Source organism: Paenarthrobacter sp. YAF11_1 (assembly GCF_052113445.1).
Classification (GTDB): domain Bacteria; phylum Actinomycetota; class Actinomycetes; order Actinomycetales; family Micrococcaceae; genus Arthrobacter.
In genome coordinates, this window is sequence record NZ_JBFRDF010000002.1 from 259,994 (window position 1) to 279,369 (window position 19,376).

The window sequence follows — 19,376 nt, forward strand, 5'->3', positions numbered from 1 at the left end:
GCTGTAGCGTTGTCACATGGCTTTCGACTTGCGCCCTTTGGGCAAACTCATCCTGCGATCATTCAAAGCCCTTGGTGGCAACGGCACCAAGGCAGCCACCCCGGCAGGTGACCGCAGGACGCAAACCCGGCGGCCCGACGTCGTACGTCAGCCAGGTGCTTACCCGGGCGACTTTCGCGTTTCGATCAAGGTCAGCTACTCCCCCAAGCCCGATGGCCAGCCTGATCCCGGCGAGATTGTCTGGAGCTGGGTCCCCTACGAAGAAGACCACACACAAGGTAAGGACCGGCCGGTACTCTTGGTGGGCCGGGACCGCGAGTGGCTTTTGGGCCTCATGTTGACATCCAAAGACCATGACAATGGTGCGCGGGCTGACGAGTTCGTTGATATAGGAACCGGCTCCTGGGATCGGCAAGGCAGGCCCAGCGAAATCAACGTTGTTCGGATTATCCGGCTGGATCCTGGTGCGATCCGGCGCGAAGGCGCCATCCTGGGAAAGTCGAAATTCCGGGAGGTAGCCCGCGCCCTCCAAGCACGGCAATAGCCGGACGAGAGCCCAGTTCTGTAAGAGCCCCGACTTTCTGCTATCCTTTATAGCTGTGTGTCCGTGCAGGTCGACGGCCACACATGGTTGGCTGCCATAGGCATCCCCACGCCGCTCAGTCGATGGCCAACCTGAAAACCCTCTAGACCATTTCCGCATTAAAAAGAGAGTTCATACGTGGCTAATATCAAGTCCCAGAAGAAGCGCATCCTCACCAACGAGAAGGCTCGCCTGCGTAACAACGCAGTCAAGTCGGAGCTGAAGACGGCCATCCGCGCCGTTGCCACCGCCGTTGAGTCTGCTGACAAGGATGCTGCTGGAACTGCACTTGTTGCTGCCAGCCGTAAGCTGGACAAGGCTGTCAGCAAGGGCGTTATTCACAAGAACAACGCTGCAAACCGCAAGTCGGCGATCTCCAAGAAGGTCAACGCACTCTAAGGTTTTTCCAGTTCGACTGAGCTGATCAAAAGGCCGGCACCCAACGGGTGCCGGCCTTTGGGTTTAAGCGGCGGTATGGGCGGCGGCAAGGCCGCTGCCTGCTGGCTTCAGCGTCGACTGGCTGACATGGCAATGACAGTCACCGCGTGCTCCACAGCGTAAACAGGGTCCCGCGACTCACCCTTCACCTGCGCGTCAGCTTCTGCGATGACCTGGATGGAACGGATCAGGCCCTCGGGAGTCCATCGCCGGACATCCCGCTGCGCCTGCTCAACAAGCCACGGCTGCATTCCCAGATTCTTGGCAATGGTGGCTGGAGAACCATTGGCCCCGGCAACTTTGGCCAACGTCCGCAGCTTGGCCGCCAGCGCCGCAACCAGGGGAACCGGATCCACCCCAGTGGCCAGGGCATGCCTCAACGTGGAAAGTGCAACCGGCCCATTACCAGCCATCGCAGCATCCGCCACTTTGAACGCCGTAGCTTCGACCCGGCCGCCGTAGTAGCGTTCCACGGTTTCCGCCGTCACGGCAGTAGTGGCATCAGCGATGAGTTGGTTGCACGCTGCTGCAAGTTCGGAAAGGTTCGCGCCAACTGCGTTCACCAGTGCCTGAACAGCGTCGCCCTCAATGCGGCGCCCACCGGCCCTGAATTCGGAGACGACAAACGCGGTCTTGTCAGAGTCCTTCTTCAACGGTTGGCAATCAATGACAGGCCAGCCGGCGGACTTCACGGCATCGAGCAGCTTCTTGCCACGAACTCCCCCGGCATGACGTAAGACAAGCACAACGTCCTGGTCCGGATGCTGGAGGTAGGCCAGTCCATCGGCCAGAAAAGCATCATTCATGGCCTCGAGGCCCTCGACCTCAATGAGCTTGCCCTCACCGAAGAGGGATGGCGTGACCGTCATCGCCAACGAACCGGACTCGTAGGAGCCCGCGTTCAGCCGGCTGAGCTCGACGTCAGGGGTAGTGCTTCGCACGTGGCTACGGATGCCGTCCATTGCCCGGATACCGAGGTACTCTTCCGGTCCCATGATCAGGACGACGGCGGCCGGTGCCGCATCCCGCCAACTGACAGTGTTCGCCGCGACGCTCTTGGCCCGGGTGTTTTGGGCAGCAGCCACTGGTGGTTCCTTCCGGACGTTTCGTTGCAGGGTTCAAGTCTGCCATGTTTGGTAGTGGGTGGCGTTCAGTGAGCGAGCGATGCCCAACAAGGCTGGGGGAGATTCAGTACTGTACTCAGCGCGATTGACACCCCGAAGTAGAGCCACAGTCGGTTCCGGCCCGACCCGGCTCAGGACAGCGGCGGCAGTGTAGTTGCTGGGCCCTGTTGCTCCGTAGCAGCCTCCACGAGGCCCCTCTCCGACGCGAATGCATGAACCCTTGCGGCGCCGCCCTCGATAGCCCACGGTCCCGGGGCGCCAACCAGCGATGGAGGAGCACCATCACGGCGCCATGCAGTCTCATGACGTGTCGCCTCACACGCGCCGGGTGCAGCGCCATCCATACGGCCAGGAGTGTCACCACCGAGGAGAGCACCATGGCCGCCATTCCAACCGGCCCCTCGGCCCACGCCAGAGCAGCTCCTGGTAATCCGGAAAAAAACCGTGCCACTCCCGCAACCAATCCAGCGCAGATCCCCGCAACGGCGATGGGCACCACCGCGAGCCAGGGCAGAGCTGTGGCCAGAGGCACGGCGATCGTCCCAAAAATAGTCACCGGAGCCACCAAAGGACCCGCCGCCACGTTGGCAATAAGCGCGAACGTCGTGAACTGTGGCTGAAGTGCCACGATCACCGGACCACACAGCAACTGCGCAGACAACGGCACGGCAACCCCGGCAGCCAACCACCGTGGCACCCGGGCAGGGATCCATGACGCAATGCGCGCCGCAAGCAGCACAATTCCAAGCGTCGCCAGAACCGAGAGGAGAAATCCCACGTTGGCCGCCATGGCCGGGTCCAACAGCAGCAGGATGGTTGTGGCGAGGCAGAGGAAGGACAAGGACCGTCCACGCAGCCCACCCGTCAGGGCAGCCAGCCCCACTGTCCCCATTACTGCCGCCCGTAAGACGCTTGGGTCCGGCCCCACCATGATGACAAACGCCAACAGGCCGCACGCAGCAAATGCCCCAGCTGCCGGGCGCGCCCACCGGAAGCACCGTGCCAACAAAATGAAGCCACCCAGAATGAGGCTGCAATTGGCCCCCGAGACGGCCGTCAAGTGAGTCATTCCAGTGGTCTTCATTGCCGTTTCCAAGCTTTCCGGCAGCGCACTGGTGTCGCCTGTCACCATTCCAGGGAGCAGCCCGGATGCGTCCGCAGGCAACCAGCGGGCAGCGGTGACAAACCCTTTCCGCACGTCGGCCGCTGTTTGTCGGATATCGAAACCAGAGCCGGTAACAACGGGGTCCGAGGAAGCGCTCAGGAGCGCAGACTCCGGTTGCCCCTCCCGCACCTGTTTCAGCGTTCCGGTTGTTCTGACGCTCTGCCCCGCCCGCACATTCTGCCAGGCAGCACCGCCCGTCACAACGAGGTCGGCAGTTCCACGCACCACGTTTCCCTTGGACGTGAGGCCGATCAGGCTCGCATCCACTACCCACCTGTTGTCACTTGAATGCCCGGGTGAGGGTGCCGCTGCCGGGCTGCCCGTGATGAGTATGTGGACGACGACCCCCTCATCGGCGGCCATCGCCGGGGCCAGTGGTCCGTTCTCACGGTTGCCGGCGATGACAGCGCATTGAACCGCAACAGCGGCCCCCAGGACACAAGCGAGGGCGAGGGTGGCGAACATTGTTCTGGGCCGTACCCCGGACGGCCTTTGGCGATGCCCCATAATGAGGAACACCCCGCCAAACAAGCCCAGTGCGACCGCCAACACAGAGGACCAGACCCCATCAACGAAGCCACCTGCCAGCGCTGCAGACCACGTCACCACCGCCACAGGTACGAGTCTCAGGTCTATGCGTCTTCCTGCTTCCGGACCTCCGACGGACTCAGCCACCCTGCACCGTCACAAGGTCTTGGAGGGACTCCATGAGCTTGGGCCCAATCCCGTCAATGGCATCCAGTTCGTCCACCGATGCGAACGGTCCGTGCTCTTTCCGCCAGTCCAGAATTCGCTGGGCGGTCACTGGCCCCACCCTGGGCAACGTCCCCAACTCCTCCAAGGTGGCAGTGTTGATGTTTACCTTCGCGGCCCCGCCGCTGGAACTGCCAGTGCCAGTACTGCCGGCAGGCGCAGACGGGGCGGCTTGCGGGGCCTCCCCCGCTACTGGAACGACCACCTTGGCTCCATCGCTGAGCACCTCGGCAAGGTTCAGACCGCCGAGTTCAGCGTTTGGCGCTGCACCTCCTGCCGCATCAATGGCTTGAAAGACGCGACTACCGAGCGGCAACGAAACGACACCGGGCTTCTGCACGGCCCCCGCTACATGAACAAGCAGGCTTCCTTGAGCTTCCGACCCCGCTGGCCGCGGCGATTCTGACGAATCCGGAACAACGGGGCCAACAGACGTGGACGGATCCAACGGTTCTGATGTTGGCTGGCCCAGGGAAGACTGCCATAAATGCCACGCGATGAGGCCTGCCCCTACTAATGCCAGCAGTATCGCTACGCGCCACGGGGCCCTCCATCGAAGCCGGGACCCGTGCACGAACTCACCAGGCTCTCCCTCCTCGCCCACTGGATCGGAGGGATAGTTGTCCGGTAACTCCAACAGTGGAGGTGTCCGGGTGTCTCCGGCCAAACGGGAGGTAAAGCGCTGCCGTGCTGCCTGCGCTGCGGCATCTGGGGACGCATCCCGGTTCCAGCGTGGCATGAACTGAGCCTATTGCCGGCGCCGCGGGGCCAGTCCATGTCAGATGGGCTATGTGGATAAAGGGCCGGATGATCAGTCCGTTGGCGTGCTGCTTTCCCCCACAATGACTGCCAGAACGCCCAGACCGGCATGCGCCGCCAGAACGGCAGGCAAGGCACTGATTTGGGGTGGCGGGCAGTCCGGACACTTCTCGTTCAGCCGGGCGGCCAGGGCTTCAGCCTCCATCTGGTTGCCGAAGTGGTGAACTGCCAAACGTTGCTGTCCGACCGGGCGGGAAGCAACATCCGCTGCAACGATCTCCTCCAAGCGAGCCACGGCGCGTACGGCGGACCGGACCTTTTCCAGCGGAACGATCTTGCCGCCGTCGACCGCCAGGATGGGCTTGATAGCCAGGACTGTACCCAACAGCGATGCTGCGGCACCGATGCGCCCGCCACGGCGTAGCTGTTCAAGGCTGGGCACGTAGAAGTAGACCTTGGTGCGCTCCATGCGCCGCTCGGCAAAACCGCGGACTTCTGCAGCCTCTTGCCCATCGGCTGCGGCTACCACCGCACTTTGGACCCCCATGCCCAGCGCCATGCCCACCGTGCGGGAGTCCACCACTTCCACCGGAATGCCGACGCGGGCTGCAGCCAGCCGGGCAGCATCGGCGGTCCCGGAGAGCTCGGACGAAATGTGGATGGACACCACCGACTCGAAACCGCGACGCTGAGCCGCGAGGTAGGCCTGCTCAAATTGCCCGGGTGAGGGCCGGGACGTTTTCACCGAGGCACCCGAGGCCAGGGCCAGCGACAACGTTTGGGTGATGTCGTCTTCGCCTTCGCCGTAAATTTCGTTCCCCACCATGACCGGCATGGGAACAACTGCAAGCCGTCCGTCGGCGGTGAAGGCCGAGACCCAGTCCGTGGGAAGCGCGGCCGCCGAATCAGTGACGACGGCTGTCTTGACGACGGCCGCCAGCGGCACGTCACCTGCTGGAACCGGAGCCGTGGGCTGCCTGAGGCGCGCCACTCTTTCCTTGAGCCATATCCATGCGGGTGGTTCTCGCTCAGGCACGCAACCTCCAAAGATGATGGCCGGCCGCCGGCACAGTGCCGGCGGCCGCACGGTCCCTGCTAGGCGGGGACGATGTTCACCAGTTTAGGTGCCCGCACGATCACGGTGCGGATGCCGCGACCGTCCATGGCACGCTGGACGTTTTCCGAGGCCAGCGCGAGTTCACGCAAAGCGTCCTCAGTGATGTCCGGCGAGACTTCCAAGCGATCGCGAACCTTGCCCTGGACCTGAACCACAGCGGTGACGGTGTCCTGCACCAGCAATGCTTCGTCGTGCTTCGGCCAGCCTGCATTCGCTACCGAGGCAGGGTGGCCCAGCGTGTTCCACAGGTCCTCGGCTGTGTACGGAGCGAAGAGGCTCAGGATGACCGCAACGGCTTCCACCGCTTCGCGTACGGCGGGATCTGCGGCACCTGCACCAGAATCAATGGTCTTGCGGGTCGCGTTCACCAACTCCATCAGGCGGGCCACCACAACGTTGAACTTGTTGTTGTCCAACAGGCCCGCGGCATCGGCGATGGTCTTGTGCGTGACAGTGCGCAGGGCGCGGTCGCCAGTAGCCGGATCCACGCCCGGCTCGCTGCTGACGTCCTGGCCAAGCCGCCAGGCCCGGGCCAGGAACTTGGCAGACCCCGACGGCGAAACGTCCGCCCAGTCGACGTCGTCTTCCGGTGGGGAGGCAAAGACCATGGTGAGGCGTACGGCGTCGACGCCGAATTTGTCCAACTGCTCGCCGAGGTCCACGCCGTTGCCGAGGGACTTGCTCATGGCTTTGCCGCCGTTGAGCACCTGGCCCTGGTTGAGCAGTGCCGAGAAGGGCTCGTTGGCTTCGATCAGGCCGATGTCCTTGATGACTTTGGTGAAGAAGCGCGCGTAGAGCAGGTGCAGGATGGCATGCTCCACGCCCCCAACGTACTGGCCCACGGGCATCCAGTTATTGATCTTTTCGGGATCGAAAGGACCTTCGGTGTAGTCCGGGGACACGAAGCGCAGGAAGTACCAGGACGAGTCCACAAAGGTGTCCATGGTGTCGGTGTCGCGCTGGGCGGCCCGGCCACAATTGGGGCACTCCACGTTGACCCACTCGACGGCGGCGGCCAACGGGGAGGTTCCCTTAGGCGACAACGCCTCACCGCGCAGGTTATCGGGCAACCTGACGGGCAACTGGTCATCGGGGACGGGCACTTCGCCGCATTCGCCGCAGTGGATGATGGGGATGGGCGTACCCCAGAAACGCTGGCGGCTCAGCAACCAGTCACGCAGCCGGAAGTTGACGAATTTCTCGCCGGTACCGAGCTTCTCGAGGATATCGATCGCGGCGGGAATTCCTTCGGACTTGGACAAGCCATCCAGGTCACCGGAGTTCTTCAGTGTGCCTTCGCCGGCAGTGGCCACGCCAGTCTCTGCGGGGTCTTCGGCGCCTGTTTCCAACACTTCCCGGACGGGCAGGTTGAAGGCCTTGGCGAAGTCGAGGTCACGCTGGTCATGCGCAGGCACGGCCATGATGGCGCCCGTGCCGTAGTCGGCCAGCACGTAGTCAGCGGCCCATACCGGGAGTTTCTCGCCGTTGAGCGGGTTGATGGCGTAACGGCCGGTGAAGACGCCGGTCTTCTCGCGTTCGGTGGACTGGCGCTCAATTTCGGAGAGCGCCTTGACCTTCTCGCGGTACGCCATGAGTTCGTCGTGCTGTTCCGGAGTCACCAGGTCCAATGCCAGATGTGCATCCGCTGCAACAACGAAGAAGGTTGCGCCATAGAGAGTGTCCGGACGCGTGGTGAACACTGTGACTTCGCGCTCGGCACGCTCTTCGGTCGCTTCGATGACGAATCGCACGTGCGCGCCTTCAGAGCGGCCGATCCAGTTCCGTTGCATGGCCAGAACACGCTCGGGCCAGTGGCCTTGCAGCTGGTCCATGTCTTCGAGCAAGCGGTCTGCGTAGTCGGTGATCTTGAAGTACCACTGATTCAGCGACTTCTTGGTGACGGGCGTGCCGCAGCGTTCACAGGCGCCGTTGACAACCTGTTCGTTCGCCAGGACGGTGAGGTCCTTGGGGCACCAGTTGACCGGCGAATCCTTGCGGTAGGCCAGGCCACGCTCGTAGAAACGCTTGAACAGCCACTGGGTCCACCGGTAATACTCGGGATCCGAGGTGTGAATGCGCCGGGACCAGTCGGCGGAGATGGCATACCGCTTGAACGACGCCGCCTGGGTGTCGATGTTCGCGTAGGTCCACTCGCTGGGGTGCGCATTGCGCTTGATCGCAGCGTTCTCAGCAGGGAGGCCGAAAGAGTCCCAACCAATGGGGTGCAGGACGTCGAAGCCCTTCTGGCGCAGGTAGCGCGCCACCACGTCGCCCATCGCGAATGCTTCGGCGTGGCCCATGTGGAGGTCGCCGGAAGGGTAGGGGAACATGTCCAGCACGTAGCGGCGTTCCCGCGAACCGTCGTCGACAGGCGTGAAGACTTTGAGGTCTTCCCAGACCTGCGGCCACTTGGCTTCCATCGCAGCGAAGCTGTAGACGCCCTCTTCAGGCGCTTCAGCTGCGGCTGTCTGTGCTGTTCCGGTCTCTGTCTCCGGCTGAACGCTCACTGCTGCCCTCTTCTGTTCTTCGATGGCGGTTTTGCCTCCTGCTGCGGTCCCGGATAGCCCCGGACACACAAAAGCCCCTCAACAATGGAGGGGCGGCCGCACGGCTAATAAAAGCCGGGCGGCTAGCTAAGCAGAAGGATCGCACGCATAGATCTACAATAGCGCACGTTCATCCATCCACTCACCGACAACTCATGGTTGGCGGCGCAGCGCTTGGCTTACAGAAGACCGGCTCAATGACGCCGTGCTGTTATGGGGGCCCGGGAGCGGCTTCGGGCGTCCGCGTAGCGGGCGGGGCCCCCATAACAGCTAAGGCGTCTTGTCGCTGGTCTTACTTAACGTCCTCGTCGACCCAATCCATGGATTTGGTGACAGCCTTCTTCCAAAGCCGCAACTGACGCTCCTGCTCTTCTGCCGGCAGTTGCGGTTCCCAGCGCTTGTCTTCGTTCCAGTTGGCGCTGAGCTCGCCCAGGTCCTTCCAGAATCCGACAGCCAAGCCCGCTGCGTAGGCAGCACCGAGAGCCGTTGTTTCCACCACCTTGGGACGGACCACCGGTACGCCCAGGATGTCTGCCTGGAACTGCATGAGAGCCTCGTTGGCGACCATGCCGCCGTCGACCTTCAGCTCGGTGAGCGGGACACCCGAGTCTGCGTTGACGGCGTCCAGCACCTCGCGGGTCTGGAAGGCAGTTGCTTCGAGCGCGGCGCGGGCAATGTGGCCCTTGTTGGCGAAACGGGTCAGGCCGACGATGGCGCCACGGGCGTCCGCTCGCCAGTACGGTGCGAACAGGCCTGAGAAGGCGGGGACGATGTAGACGCCACCGTTGTCCTTGACACCCGCAGCCAACTCCTCAACTTCGGGAGCGGAACTGATCATGCCCAGGTTGTCGCGGAGCCACTGGATCAAGGAACCGGTGACCGCAATGGAACCTTCCAGGGCGTAGTGCGGTTTGGCGTCGCCCAGTTTGTATCCCAGCGTGGTGAGGAGGCCGTTCTTGGAGTGAACAATTTCCTCGCCAGTGTTGAAGATCAGGAAGCAGCCTGTGCCGTAGGTGTTTTTTGCTTCTCCGGCCTGGAAGGCTGCCTGGCCGAAGGTAGCGGCCTGCTGGTCGCCCAGAATGCCTGCTACCGGAGTTTCGCGAAGGAGCTGCGAGGTGTGGACCTGGCCGTAGACCTCGGAGGAGGACTTGATGGCCGGCATCATGGAGGACGGAACGCCAAAGACGTCCAGGATTTCCTGGTCCCATTGGAGCGTCTCGAGGTCCATGAAGAGGGTGCGGGAGGCGTTGGTGACGTCGGTGACGTGGACGCCGCCGTCCACACCGCCGGTCAGGTTCCACAGAACCCAGGCGTCGGTGTTGCCGAACAGGAGGTCGCCGGCTTCCGCACGTTCGCGGGCGCCGTCGACGTTGTCCAGGATCCACTTGATCTTGGTACCGGAGAAGTAGGTGGCCAATGGCAGGCCCACCTTCTGCTTGAAGCGTTCGAGCCCGCCATCCTGGGCCAACTGGTCCACGATCGGCTGGGTTCGGGTGTCCTGCCAGACAATGGCGTTGTAGACAGCCTCACCGGTGTTCTTGTCCCAAACGACAGCAGTTTCACGCTGGTTGGTGATTCCGACGGCGGCGATGTCGTGCCGCGTCAGGTTCGCCTTGGACAGGGCGGAGGCAATGACTTCCCGGGTGTTGTTCCAGATTTCGGCGGGGTTGTGCTCAACCCAGCCAGCCTGCGGGAAGATCTGCTCGTGTTCCATCTGGCCGGTGGAAACGATGTTGCCGGAGTGGTCGAACACGATGGCGCGGGAGCTGGTGGTGCCCTGATCAATGGCGATGACGTATTGATTCATGGTGACGTCCTTGTCTCGGTGGTGTGGTTACTCAGTAATGATTGAGGGTGTGTGCGGTGGAGTACGGACAGGATCAGCCGGCGATCGCAGGCATGATGTCGGGCACCCAGAGGGCCACGATGCCGGCAAGTGCGCCGCCAACCAGCGGTCCAACAACGGGAATCCAGGAGTAAGCCCAGTCGCTGCTGCCCTTGCCCTTGATGGGGAGGAGGGCGTGGGCGATGCGGGGGCCGAGGTCACGCGCAGGGTTGATGGCGTAACCGGTGGGGCCACCGAGGGAAACGCCGATACCCACAACGAGCAGTGCCACGGCCAGCGGGCCGAGTCCCGAGGGGGTGCCGCCGAAGGTCAGGATGACGAAGACCAGGACGAACGTGCCGATGATCTCTGTGACGAGGTTCCACGGGGTGGAACGGATGGCGGGACCGGTGGAGAAAGTACCCAGCTTATTGGCTGCCAGGGGTTCTTCATCGAAGTGCTGCTTGTAAGCGAGCCAGCAGACAACCGCGCCCAGGAAGGCGCCCAGCAGCTCAGCGCCGAAGTAGGTCAGGGTGGACGCGAAATCCACGGGAACGCCGGGGGCGTATTCTGCTTTCTGATTGACCAGCAGGCCCAACGTCACGGCCGGGTTCAGGTGCGCACCGGACTTTGCAGCCACGAAAACGCCCGCGAAGACCGCAATGCCCCAGCCCCACGTCACCATCAAGAATCCAGCGTTGTTGCCCTTGGTGCCTTTGAGCGCAACGTTTGCCACGACGCCGCAACCCAACAGGGTCAGCATCATGGTTCCGAATACTTCGGAAAGGAAAACAATTCCAAGAGACATCTTTGACTCCTCATTTTTCTGTTATCAGCCCCCTCGCGGGTGAAGAGGCCGTTTGGGACGGTTCCGATCTCCGGAACCGTCCCGGTGTGGTGGTCCCCTGTCGGGCCCACCTACCCCATTCCGCCCCTGCCGCACGTTGGGACGGTCAAGCTTTTTCCGCTGCTTGGGCTCAGGCTACGAGACTGTGCACGTCAACCTTGTGGAACCGCTGCAGTACTTCCTGGGCGTGGCGGATTTCTGCTTCACGGGCAGCAGCATCCCACCCGAGCGGTTCGGCCAAAGCGGCGGCAATCTCATTCAGCAGCTCGCCGGTGACCAAGCCACAGAACGCCAGGGACGTCCTGCGGATGAGGACATCCACCAGGTGCCCGATCTGCTCATGCTCGGCCATGAATGCCAACTCACGGACGCTGAGTTCACGCGTGGACCGCAACGGCTGGTCATGCCCCGCATTGAGGTACGCGATCACCGCGTCAGCCCGCGTACCGTACCTGGTCAGCAGGCCGGCAACCCGGTCAGCGTCCAGGCCCGGACCCATGTGCTTCTTGATCCATTCCTGTTCGCCCTGTTCAGTGGCAGGGAAGCCGGCACCGYCGCCGATGGCGAGCTTCGCCGTCGAGACTTTGCGTTCCATGCCGAGTTCACGCAGGACGTCGTTGGTCATGTGCTCGGCCAGTGCGCGGAACGTTGTCCACTTGCCGCCTACCAAGCTGAGTACGACGGCGGCCTTACCGCCTGGCGTGGCTACCGCACCATCGCCTGTGCGGACGCTGCGCTCGATCCGGTAGTCCCTGGAGACGAAGCCCGGCTGGGTTTCGTCGTGGCGGGGCAACGGACGGACGCCGGCGAAGCTGTAGACGATCTGCTCCCGCTCCACTTTGATGGTGGGGAACACATGACCTACCAGGTCGAAGAAGTAGTCGATCTCTTCTTCCGTGCACACGGCGTCTTGGGACATGTCCGCGTCGACGTCGGTGGTACCTACCAGGACGCGGTCGCCCATCGGGTAGATGAGGACGATGCGGCCGTCGGTGTGTTCGAAGAAGATTTCCCTGCCGTTGCAGGCGGCAAGAAGTTCCGGGTGGTCAAGGACGATGTGGGAGCCCTTGGTTCCGCCCATGTACTTGCTGACGGCGCCCATGGCCTGGTTGGTGAGATCCACCCAGGCGCCAGTGGTGTTGACGATGACGTCCGCCTGGAATTCGAACTCCTTGCCGGTCAGTTCATCGCGGAGGAGAACCCCGTCCGCGCCCATGGAAACCAGTGAGACGTAGTTGCTGGCGCGGGCGCTTCCACCGGGAAGTCCGCCGCCAAGGCCTGCCTTCTCGCCATCCTGGAGGACATCGAGGGTCAGGCGTTCGGGGTTGTGCACCGAGGCATCGAAGTAGGTTGCCGCGTACTTGATCCCCGAGTGCAGCTTGGGAAGCTCGGCCAGGGCCCGGGTCCTTCCACGGAACTGGTGGCGGGGCACGCTTCCGCCGTCACGGGAGAAGAAGTCGTACATGCTCAGGCCAACCTTGATGAGGAATGCGCCGCGTTCCTTGGGCTTGCCCTGCTTGTGCGTGAGGAAACGCATGGGTGCGGAGAGGATTCCGGAGAAGGTGCTGAAGATGGGGATGGTGGTCTGCAGCGGCTTGACGTAGTGCGGTGCAATGCGCAGGAGCCGGTTACGCTCAACCACGGATTCCTGGACGAGGCGGAACTCGCCGTTTTCGAGGTAGCGGATGCCGCCGTGGATCATGTGCGAGGAAGCACCACTGGCACCTTGGCAGTAGTCGCCGCGTTCAACAAGTGCCACATCCACACCCTGCAGGGCCAGGTCGCGGAACGTTCCGACGCCGTTGATGCCGCCGCCGATGATAAGTACCTTGGCCGAGGGCCGCTCCTGCAGTGCAACGACGGAGTCGCGCTGTGTGTGCTGTGAGGTACCGGAAATCCTGTTGTGTCCCAAAACTGCTCCCTTGGGCTTGGTTCGTGCGCCGCGCCACTCGCTGCTGCACCGTTCACCACTAATCTTGCGAAGGTGGAAAATGGAGTCAAGCTATTTGCACAAACGTGCAGGAAGGAAATGAGATGGCACGATCACGTCACTCGGATGCGCTCCGGGCTGCACAGATGTATTACCTCCAAGACCTGACCATGGACGCAATCGCCCGGGAGCTGAGAACTTCCCGGTCCACGGTGTCCCGGCTGCTGTCCTCGGCACGCGAAACCGGCTTGGTCCAGGTCCAGATCAGGAGCCCTTTTGACACCGGCCCCGAACTGGAAAGCCAGATCCGGAACCAGTACGGGGTGGACGTACACGTGGTTCCCGTGTTGGACACGCTCAACGAGGCGGAGACCCTGGACCGCGTAGCCATGCAGGCGGCCCGCACCATTGGGCCGTTGGTTGATTCGAATGCCATCATCGGCGTTGCCTGGGGCGCCACCCTCAGCGCCGTCAGCCGTCACCTCACCCGCAAGGTCACCCATGACAGCATCGTGGTCCAACTGAACGGTGCCGGGAACATGCAAACCACCGGCATCACGTACGCCAGCGACATCATGCGCCGCTTCGGCAGCGCCTACGGCGCAAGGGTTGAACAGTTCCCTGTTCCGGCTTTCTTTGATCATGCATCCACCAAGACGGCCATGTGGAATGAGCGCAGCGTTCAACGCATCCTTGATCTGCAGGCACGCATGAGCATCGCCATCTTCGGCGTCGGCTCAGTGGATTCGGACTATCCCAGCCATGTGTATGCCGGCGGCTACCTCGATGAACACGACCTCACCATGCTGGCGGCAGATGACGTGGTGGGCGACGTCGCCACCGTCTTCTTCAGGAGTGACGGTTCCTCGAACGGCATCACCCTCAATGCAAGGTCCACGGGTCCCAGCCATGAACAATTGAGGCAGGTACGGCGCCGGATTTGCGTGGTCTCGGGCGCATCTAAAATCAACGGGCTCCAAGGGGCTCTGGCCGCTGGACTGGCCACGGACCTGATTTTGGATGAAGCCTCGGCCCGGCGACTTGTCAGTTTCAATGGCCACTCCTGAATCATTCGTGCAAGGAATGGGTAGAGTCTTTGCTATGAGATCCCCTGCCCGGCAGACATTGAACAATGGCGTACAAATGGAACGCCTGGGTTTTGGACTCTACAAAGTTCCCCCGCACGACGCTGAAGCCCTGGTGTCCACGGCGTTGGGTGAGGGCTACCGCCGTTTTGATACGGCCGCAATGTATGGCAACGAACTGGGACTTGGCCGGGCGTTGGGCGGCGCTGTAGGAGATGCCGCGGAAGCCAACAGGGCTACCGGCGGGTCGGGCGAGTCGGTCCATGCTTTGGCCCGCGAGGACCTGTTTGTGACCACGAAGGTCTGGAACGATGACCATGGATACGATGCCACGCTCCGCGCTTTCGACGCCTCCATGGCAAACCTTGGCCTCGACTACGTGGATCTTTACCTTATTCACTGGCCCTGTCCCGGACGAGGACTGTTGGTGGAGACGTGGAAAGCCATGGAGACCTTGTACAGGGAAGGCAAAATCCGGGCTATCGGTGTATCCAACTTCCAGCCCGGCCACCTTGAGGATTTGATGCAGAAGGCGGAAGTAGTCCCGGCCGTCAACCAAATAGAACTGCACCCCTGGTTGCAGCAGACCAGGCTGCGCACCTTGCACGAACAACTTGGTATACGCACTGAGGCGTGGAGCCCACTGGGCAGAGGGCAGGTACTGGCAGATCCGGCCATCATCCGGCTGGCCGAGAAGTACGGCAGGACTCCGGCGCAGGTTATTCTCCGCTGGCATCTTCAGTTGGGGAACCTGGTCATCCCGAAAGCAAGCTCTGCAGGCCGTATCAAAGAGAACTTCGCCGTTTTCGATTTCGACCTCGACGCCACCGACATGGACGGCATCGCAGGGCTTGAGCGGCACCATCGAACCGGGTCGCACCCGGACAACGTGAATTAGGAACAGCTGCATGGAAAAAGTGGACACCGCGAACTCCCCCGAAGGAACGCAGGCCCCTGGCAAGTTCTTCAGCGAAGCCCTTCCAGGGCGGACTGCAGCTTCGGACGTTGATGTTGACGGCAGCAACGTGGCGTATTGGACCTACGAACCGGTCACCGTCTCCCCCAAGACCCGTACCATCCTGGTAATCCACGGATTCCGGGGGGACCACCACGGGTTGCTCCGGGTGGCCGACCAACTCCCGGAAATGCGGATCATCATGCCGGACCTGCCGGCCTTCGGAAGCTCAGAGCCGTTCGTGAATGGTGAACACAGCGTTGAACACTACGGAAAGTTCATCTCCAGCTTCATGTCCGCGCTGGAGCTTGGGCCCAGGACTGTGCTGCTGGGCCATTCCTTTGGATCAATCGTTGCCAGCCACTTTGCCGCCACGCATCCCGGCACCATCTACCCCTTGATTTTGGTCAATCCCATTGCAGCACCGGCTTTGGAAGGCCCTAAGGGGATCATGACCAAGCTGGCTGTGCTGTACTACCAAGTATCGGCGAAGCTCCCCCGCCGCCTGGGGTTGGCGGTGCTTCGCAACCGTGCAATTGTCCGGATCATGAGCATCACCATGGCCAAAACCAAGGACAAGGACCTACGCCGCTTTATCCACGGCCAGCACGACGCCTACTTCAGTGCCTTCGCCGACAGGAAAAGCCTGCTGGAATCCTTCAAGGCGTCGGTTTCCGGAAACGTCGCCGACGTCGCCGAAAAGCTCCGCCTCCCCGTCCTCCTGGTGGCGGGGGAAAAAGACGAAATCGCCACACTCCCCAACCAGCACAAACTCATGGAGCGCCTTCCTGACGCAACGCTGGAAGTCATTCCCGGCGTCGGACATCTGATCCACTACGAAACGCCGGTGACGGCGGCCGCAGCCATTCGCAGCTTCCTGGAGGAACATCCCGCGTGAAAATTGTCATCGACGCCCGCTTTACCAGAACGGACCACCACGATGGCATCAGCCGCTATGGTTCAAGCCTCATAGCGGCCACATCCAAGATCGCGGATGTCACCATGCTGATCAGCGACAAGCGCCAACTGGCACTATTGCCCGATGTACCCTACGTCATGGTCAACAGTCCGCTGTCGCCGCTGGAGCTGTTCGTGGCCCGCAAGGTCAACCCCCTGAATGCTGATGTTGTGGTCTGTCCCATGCAAACCATGGGAACCTTTGGGCGGCGGTACGGACTTGTGCTCACCCTCCATGACCTCATTTACTACGAACACCCGACTCCCCCGGGATTCCTCCCGCCACCGGTCCGTGTGCTCTGGAGGCTGTACCACAAGGCCTTCTGGCCCCAGCGGCTCCTGCTGAACCGGGCGGACATTGTTGCCACGATCAGCCGTACCACGGAAGCCCTCATGGCCAAGTACGCGCTTACCAAACGGCCGGTGCGGATTGTGGGAAATGCCCCACAACCCGGACAAATACCCCGGGACCCTGCAACAGGCGCGGACAAGACACTGCTCTATATGGGCTCGTTCATGCCTTATAAGAACGTAGAAACCATGATCCGCGGGATGGCCCGCTTGCCCGATTTCACCCTGCACCTGCTCAGCCGGATCACACCGCAGCGAAAGGCTGAACTGGAGGCATTGGTTCCCGCCGGAGCCAAAGTACAGTTCCACAACGGCGTCACCGACGCCGAGTACGACGACCTCTTGGTGAGGGCAACTGCGCTGATCAGCCTTTCCCGTGCGGAGGGATACGGCCTGCCCTTGGTAGAAGCGATGGCCTTGGGTACTCCTGTGATCGCCAGCGACATCCCCATCTTCCGCGAGGTGGGCGGCGACGCTGTCAGCTACGTCAGCCCGGAGTCGCCCTCGGAATTCGCAGATGCTGTCACCGGCCTGGGCAACGACGAGCTGTGGCAGCAGCGCTCCCGCAGGTCCGTAGAGCGGGCGTCGGAATTCAACTGGGACGAATCGGCTCGGCAACTGCTCGCCGCAGCTGAAGAAGTGGTTTCCCTGCGGAAGCGCGGGTCCTAGTCTCCTGCCTTAGAGGACGTCCACACCATCCAGGCGAAGCTGCACCGGACCTGACGTGCGCTTGGCGGCGCTGGCGGCCTTCACTGCCCGGAGGGCACGGGTTGCCTCCGCAGCGTCGCCATAGGGAATGAAATACAACGTCCGGACGTCACCATCGGCCTCGTTTTCAGGGCGTGGGGAGGCCCCTGAGTACAGTTGCACAGGGGCAGGACCGGCCCTGCGGAGTTTGGTGCCCGAGGCTGACGTGGCCGTGGCTTCAAAAGCATCCGCGAAATGACCGACGTCAGCCCTGGTCCCGGTTACTGAGGCCACCCTGACAGCCGGGGGTAGCTGAAGTTCCTTCCGCAGGGCCAGCTCACGTGACGCGTACCCCGACGCATCCCACCGCAACAGTGCCCCTGTGGCGGCGGTATCGTCCGCGGTAATCACCACGAGCCCGCCTTGGCTTGCCGGCTTCACGAGGGAGGCAGCATTGAACCATCGGCGAACAGTATCCTCCCCCGCCCGCAGGTTCTCCCGCCGGAGCAGCGAGTTGCCATCCAGCAGCAGGGCCGCAGCATAGCCGTTGTGCGCTACCGGCTCGGCTCCCACAGTCGCCACGACCAGCGCAGGTGAGTCCGGCACACTTGCCTTGATGTGCTCGCCGGAGGACGTCACCACGGCTTTGCCCGGGAACGCCCGCCCCAGTTCCTCGGCTGTCCGCATGACACCCGTGGCTCCCCTGCGCAGCCGGGTTCCACTGCAATGCGTGCAACGCCATTGGGGAGCCGGTGTGGAGCACCAACGGCATGCAGGTGTGGCAGTGCCACTGGATACCGCCAAAGGGCCTTGGCAGGTGTTGCAGCGAGCCAGTTCCCGGCAGGTCTCACAGACCAGCGAGGGAGCATAGCCGGCCCGTGCAACCTGGACCAGGACCGGGCCACGTTCCAGTCCGTCCTTGGCCGCACGCCAGGCCGCACCGGGCAAACGGGCGATCCGCGCCAGAGGGTCACGTTCCTGCTCAAAACTGTCAGCGGTATTCAGGACACGCGGAACCGTGGATCGGACGACGGTTCGTGGTGCTTCAATCGCTACCGCCCACTGCATCTCAACGAGGCGCTGGAGTTCTGTACTGCGGCTGTGGGAGGCCATGAGGCACGCTGCATTCTCCTGCTCAGCGCGGAGCAGCAGAACCTCCCGGGTGTGCGCGTAGGGGGCCCGTTGGTCGATGTGGAGATCGTCGCCGTCATCCCAGCACACCACCAGGCCCAGATCCCGAATGGGTGCATAGGCCGCGGATCGGGTACCGATGGCCACTCCGGCGGCGCCGCTGAGCAGGCGCAGAAAGCTTCTGTAGCGGGGTGTCTGGCCGTCATCTGCGGTCAGCCGCGCAATGTCAGTGGAGGGCAGAACCTTGGCCAGCGCATCCTCGAGTTGTTCAAGATCGCGGTAGTCGGGCACCACCACCACGGCGCCGCGTCCCGAGGACCTGACCGTGGCAACAGCTGAAGCGACCAGAGCGGGCCAGCCGCTGGGACCAAACCCCTGAAGGGCGGTGAGGACAGCCTTCGGCGAACCGCCGCTGGCAAGATGCTGCAGATACGCTGCCCCGTTGGAGTACAAACCCCAGGCGTGGGCATCCGTCAACGGTTTGAGCTCGACGCCGGAATCCAGTTCTCCCGCCAGCAGTTCCTTCTCCACTTTGGCAACCCTTGGCGGCACGGCGGTCCTCAGGACATCGCTCAACGTTCCGGCGTACCTGGCTGCGACGGTGCCGGCCAATTCCGTGACCTCCGGGGTCAGGACAGCAACCGGTGACACCACTTTGTGCAGGAGACTGAGCGGCGCCGCAGCATCGGAGTCTGCACGCCGCTCAATGACGTAGCCGTTGAGTTCCTGACCATTGAACTTGACCTTCACCCGGACGCCGGGCACAGCGACCTCGGCCAGATCGGCTGGAACGCTGTAGTCGAAGGGCCGGTCCAAGTGCGGCAGGGACGATTCGAGCACCACCCGCGCCACGGGATTCCCAGGAGCAAGGGGTGGACCATTGACCGGCGGACGATCCGGAAAACCCTGCAGCAGCGAGGGTTGAAGCAACGACGGCTGGGCCTCGTGTCCTGCCATGCACTTCACCTCCAACTCTCGGCGGAAAACAACCACGCATTCTTAACCTGGAATGCCCGCAGCGGGATTGACCCGCTGCGGGCATCTCTCTGGCACCAGCCAATCATGGGCCACTGACAAAACAGCAACGTCCGGAATGACACGACTGGTTCAAGCCAACCGTCAG

General features: G+C 62.6%; 15 protein-coding genes. 6 read left to right on the plus strand and 9 right to left on the minus strand.

What is annotated here, in order from left to right:
- Positions 1–16 precede the first annotated feature (16 nt).
- Both AB4Y77_RS05265 and rpsT read left to right on the plus strand, forming a co-directional pair.
- Positions 17–544: a type II toxin-antitoxin system PemK/MazF family toxin gene (locus tag AB4Y77_RS05265; RefSeq protein WP_442013168.1), complete on the plus strand. Its 528-nt coding sequence runs from the start codon at positions 17–19 to the stop codon at positions 542–544.
- Between the two features lie 177 nt (positions 545–721).
- Positions 722–982: a 30S ribosomal protein S20 gene (gene rpsT, locus AB4Y77_RS05270; protein WP_231342946.1), complete on the plus strand. Its 261-nt coding sequence runs from the start codon at positions 722–724 to the stop codon at positions 980–982.
- Between the two features lie 107 nt (positions 983–1,089).
- On the opposite strand, the gene holA is transcribed toward rpsT, so the two are convergent.
- From holA to AB4Y77_RS05310, 8 genes are all read right to left on the minus strand, one after another.
- Positions 1,090–2,106, minus strand: a complete 1,017-nt coding sequence (gene holA / locus AB4Y77_RS05275) for a DNA polymerase III subunit delta (protein ID WP_311212925.1) — start codon at positions 2,104–2,106, stop codon at positions 1,090–1,092.
- Between the two features lie 115 nt (positions 2,107–2,221).
- Positions 2,222–3,775, minus strand: a complete 1,554-nt coding sequence (locus tag AB4Y77_RS05280; protein WP_442013169.1) for a ComEC/Rec2 family competence protein — start codon at positions 3,773–3,775, stop codon at positions 2,222–2,224.
- A gap of 202 nt (positions 3,776–3,977) precedes the next feature.
- Complete coding sequence (locus tag AB4Y77_RS05285; protein ID WP_442013204.1) at positions 3,978–4,511, minus strand: helix-hairpin-helix domain-containing protein; 534 nt, start codon at positions 4,509–4,511, stop codon at positions 3,978–3,980.
- Between the two features lie 363 nt (positions 4,512–4,874).
- A complete protein-coding gene (locus AB4Y77_RS05290) occupies positions 4,875–5,909 on the minus strand; it encodes a DegV family protein (protein ID WP_442013170.1) in 1,035 nt (344 codons plus the stop codon).
- A gap of 8 nt (positions 5,910–5,917) precedes the next feature.
- Positions 5,918–8,446 (minus strand): leucine--tRNA ligase, encoded by a 2,529-nt coding sequence (gene leuS, locus AB4Y77_RS05295; protein WP_442013171.1) that lies wholly within the window; start codon positions 8,444–8,446, stop codon positions 5,918–5,920.
- Positions 8,447–8,777: 331 nt separating this feature from the next.
- The gene (glpK, locus tag AB4Y77_RS05300; protein ID WP_311212929.1) at positions 8,778–10,292 is read right to left on the minus strand and encodes a glycerol kinase GlpK; all 1,515 of its coding nucleotides are present in this window, start codon (positions 10,290–10,292) and stop codon (positions 8,778–8,780) included.
- A 73-nt stretch (positions 10,293–10,365) separates the two neighbouring features.
- The gene (locus tag AB4Y77_RS05305; RefSeq protein WP_311212930.1) at positions 10,366–11,118 is read right to left on the minus strand and encodes an MIP/aquaporin family protein; all 753 of its coding nucleotides are present in this window, start codon (positions 11,116–11,118) and stop codon (positions 10,366–10,368) included.
- Positions 11,119–11,287: 169 nt separating this feature from the next.
- Positions 11,288–13,069 (minus strand): glycerol-3-phosphate dehydrogenase/oxidase, encoded by a 1,782-nt coding sequence (locus tag AB4Y77_RS05310; protein ID WP_442013172.1) that lies wholly within the window; start codon positions 13,067–13,069, stop codon positions 11,288–11,290.
- 122 nt (positions 13,070–13,191) lie between these two features.
- Here AB4Y77_RS05310 and AB4Y77_RS05315 point away from each other — a divergent pair, with 122 nt between their 5' ends.
- The 4 genes from AB4Y77_RS05315 to AB4Y77_RS05330 are packed head-to-tail and all read left to right on the plus strand — an operon-like array spanning position 13,192 to position 17,104.
- The gene (locus tag AB4Y77_RS05315) at positions 13,192–14,154 is read left to right on the plus strand and encodes a sugar-binding transcriptional regulator (protein WP_311212932.1); all 963 of its coding nucleotides are present in this window, start codon (positions 13,192–13,194) and stop codon (positions 14,152–14,154) included.
- 34 nt (positions 14,155–14,188) lie between these two features.
- Positions 14,189–15,070, plus strand: coding sequence for an aldo/keto reductase (locus AB4Y77_RS05320; RefSeq protein WP_311212933.1), 882 nt, complete (start codon positions 14,189–14,191; stop codon positions 15,068–15,070).
- A gap of 10 nt (positions 15,071–15,080) precedes the next feature.
- A complete protein-coding gene (locus tag AB4Y77_RS05325) occupies positions 15,081–16,025 on the plus strand; it encodes an alpha/beta fold hydrolase (RefSeq protein ID WP_311212934.1) in 945 nt (314 codons plus the stop codon).
- Positions 16,022–17,104 carry a glycosyltransferase family 4 protein gene (locus AB4Y77_RS05330; RefSeq protein WP_442013173.1) on the plus strand — a complete coding sequence of 361 codons (1,083 nt, stop codon included), beginning with the start codon at positions 16,022–16,024 and terminating at the stop codon, positions 17,102–17,104. The genes AB4Y77_RS05325 and AB4Y77_RS05330 overlap by 4 nt, the downstream gene beginning before the upstream one ends.
- A 9-nt stretch (positions 17,105–17,113) precedes the next feature.
- Here the strand turns inward: AB4Y77_RS05330 and AB4Y77_RS05335 are convergent, their stop codons facing one another.
- A complete protein-coding gene (locus AB4Y77_RS05335; protein ID WP_311212936.1) occupies positions 17,114–19,210 on the minus strand; it encodes a primosomal protein N' in 2,097 nt (698 codons plus the stop codon).
- Between the last annotated feature and the right edge of the window lie 166 nt (positions 19,211–19,376).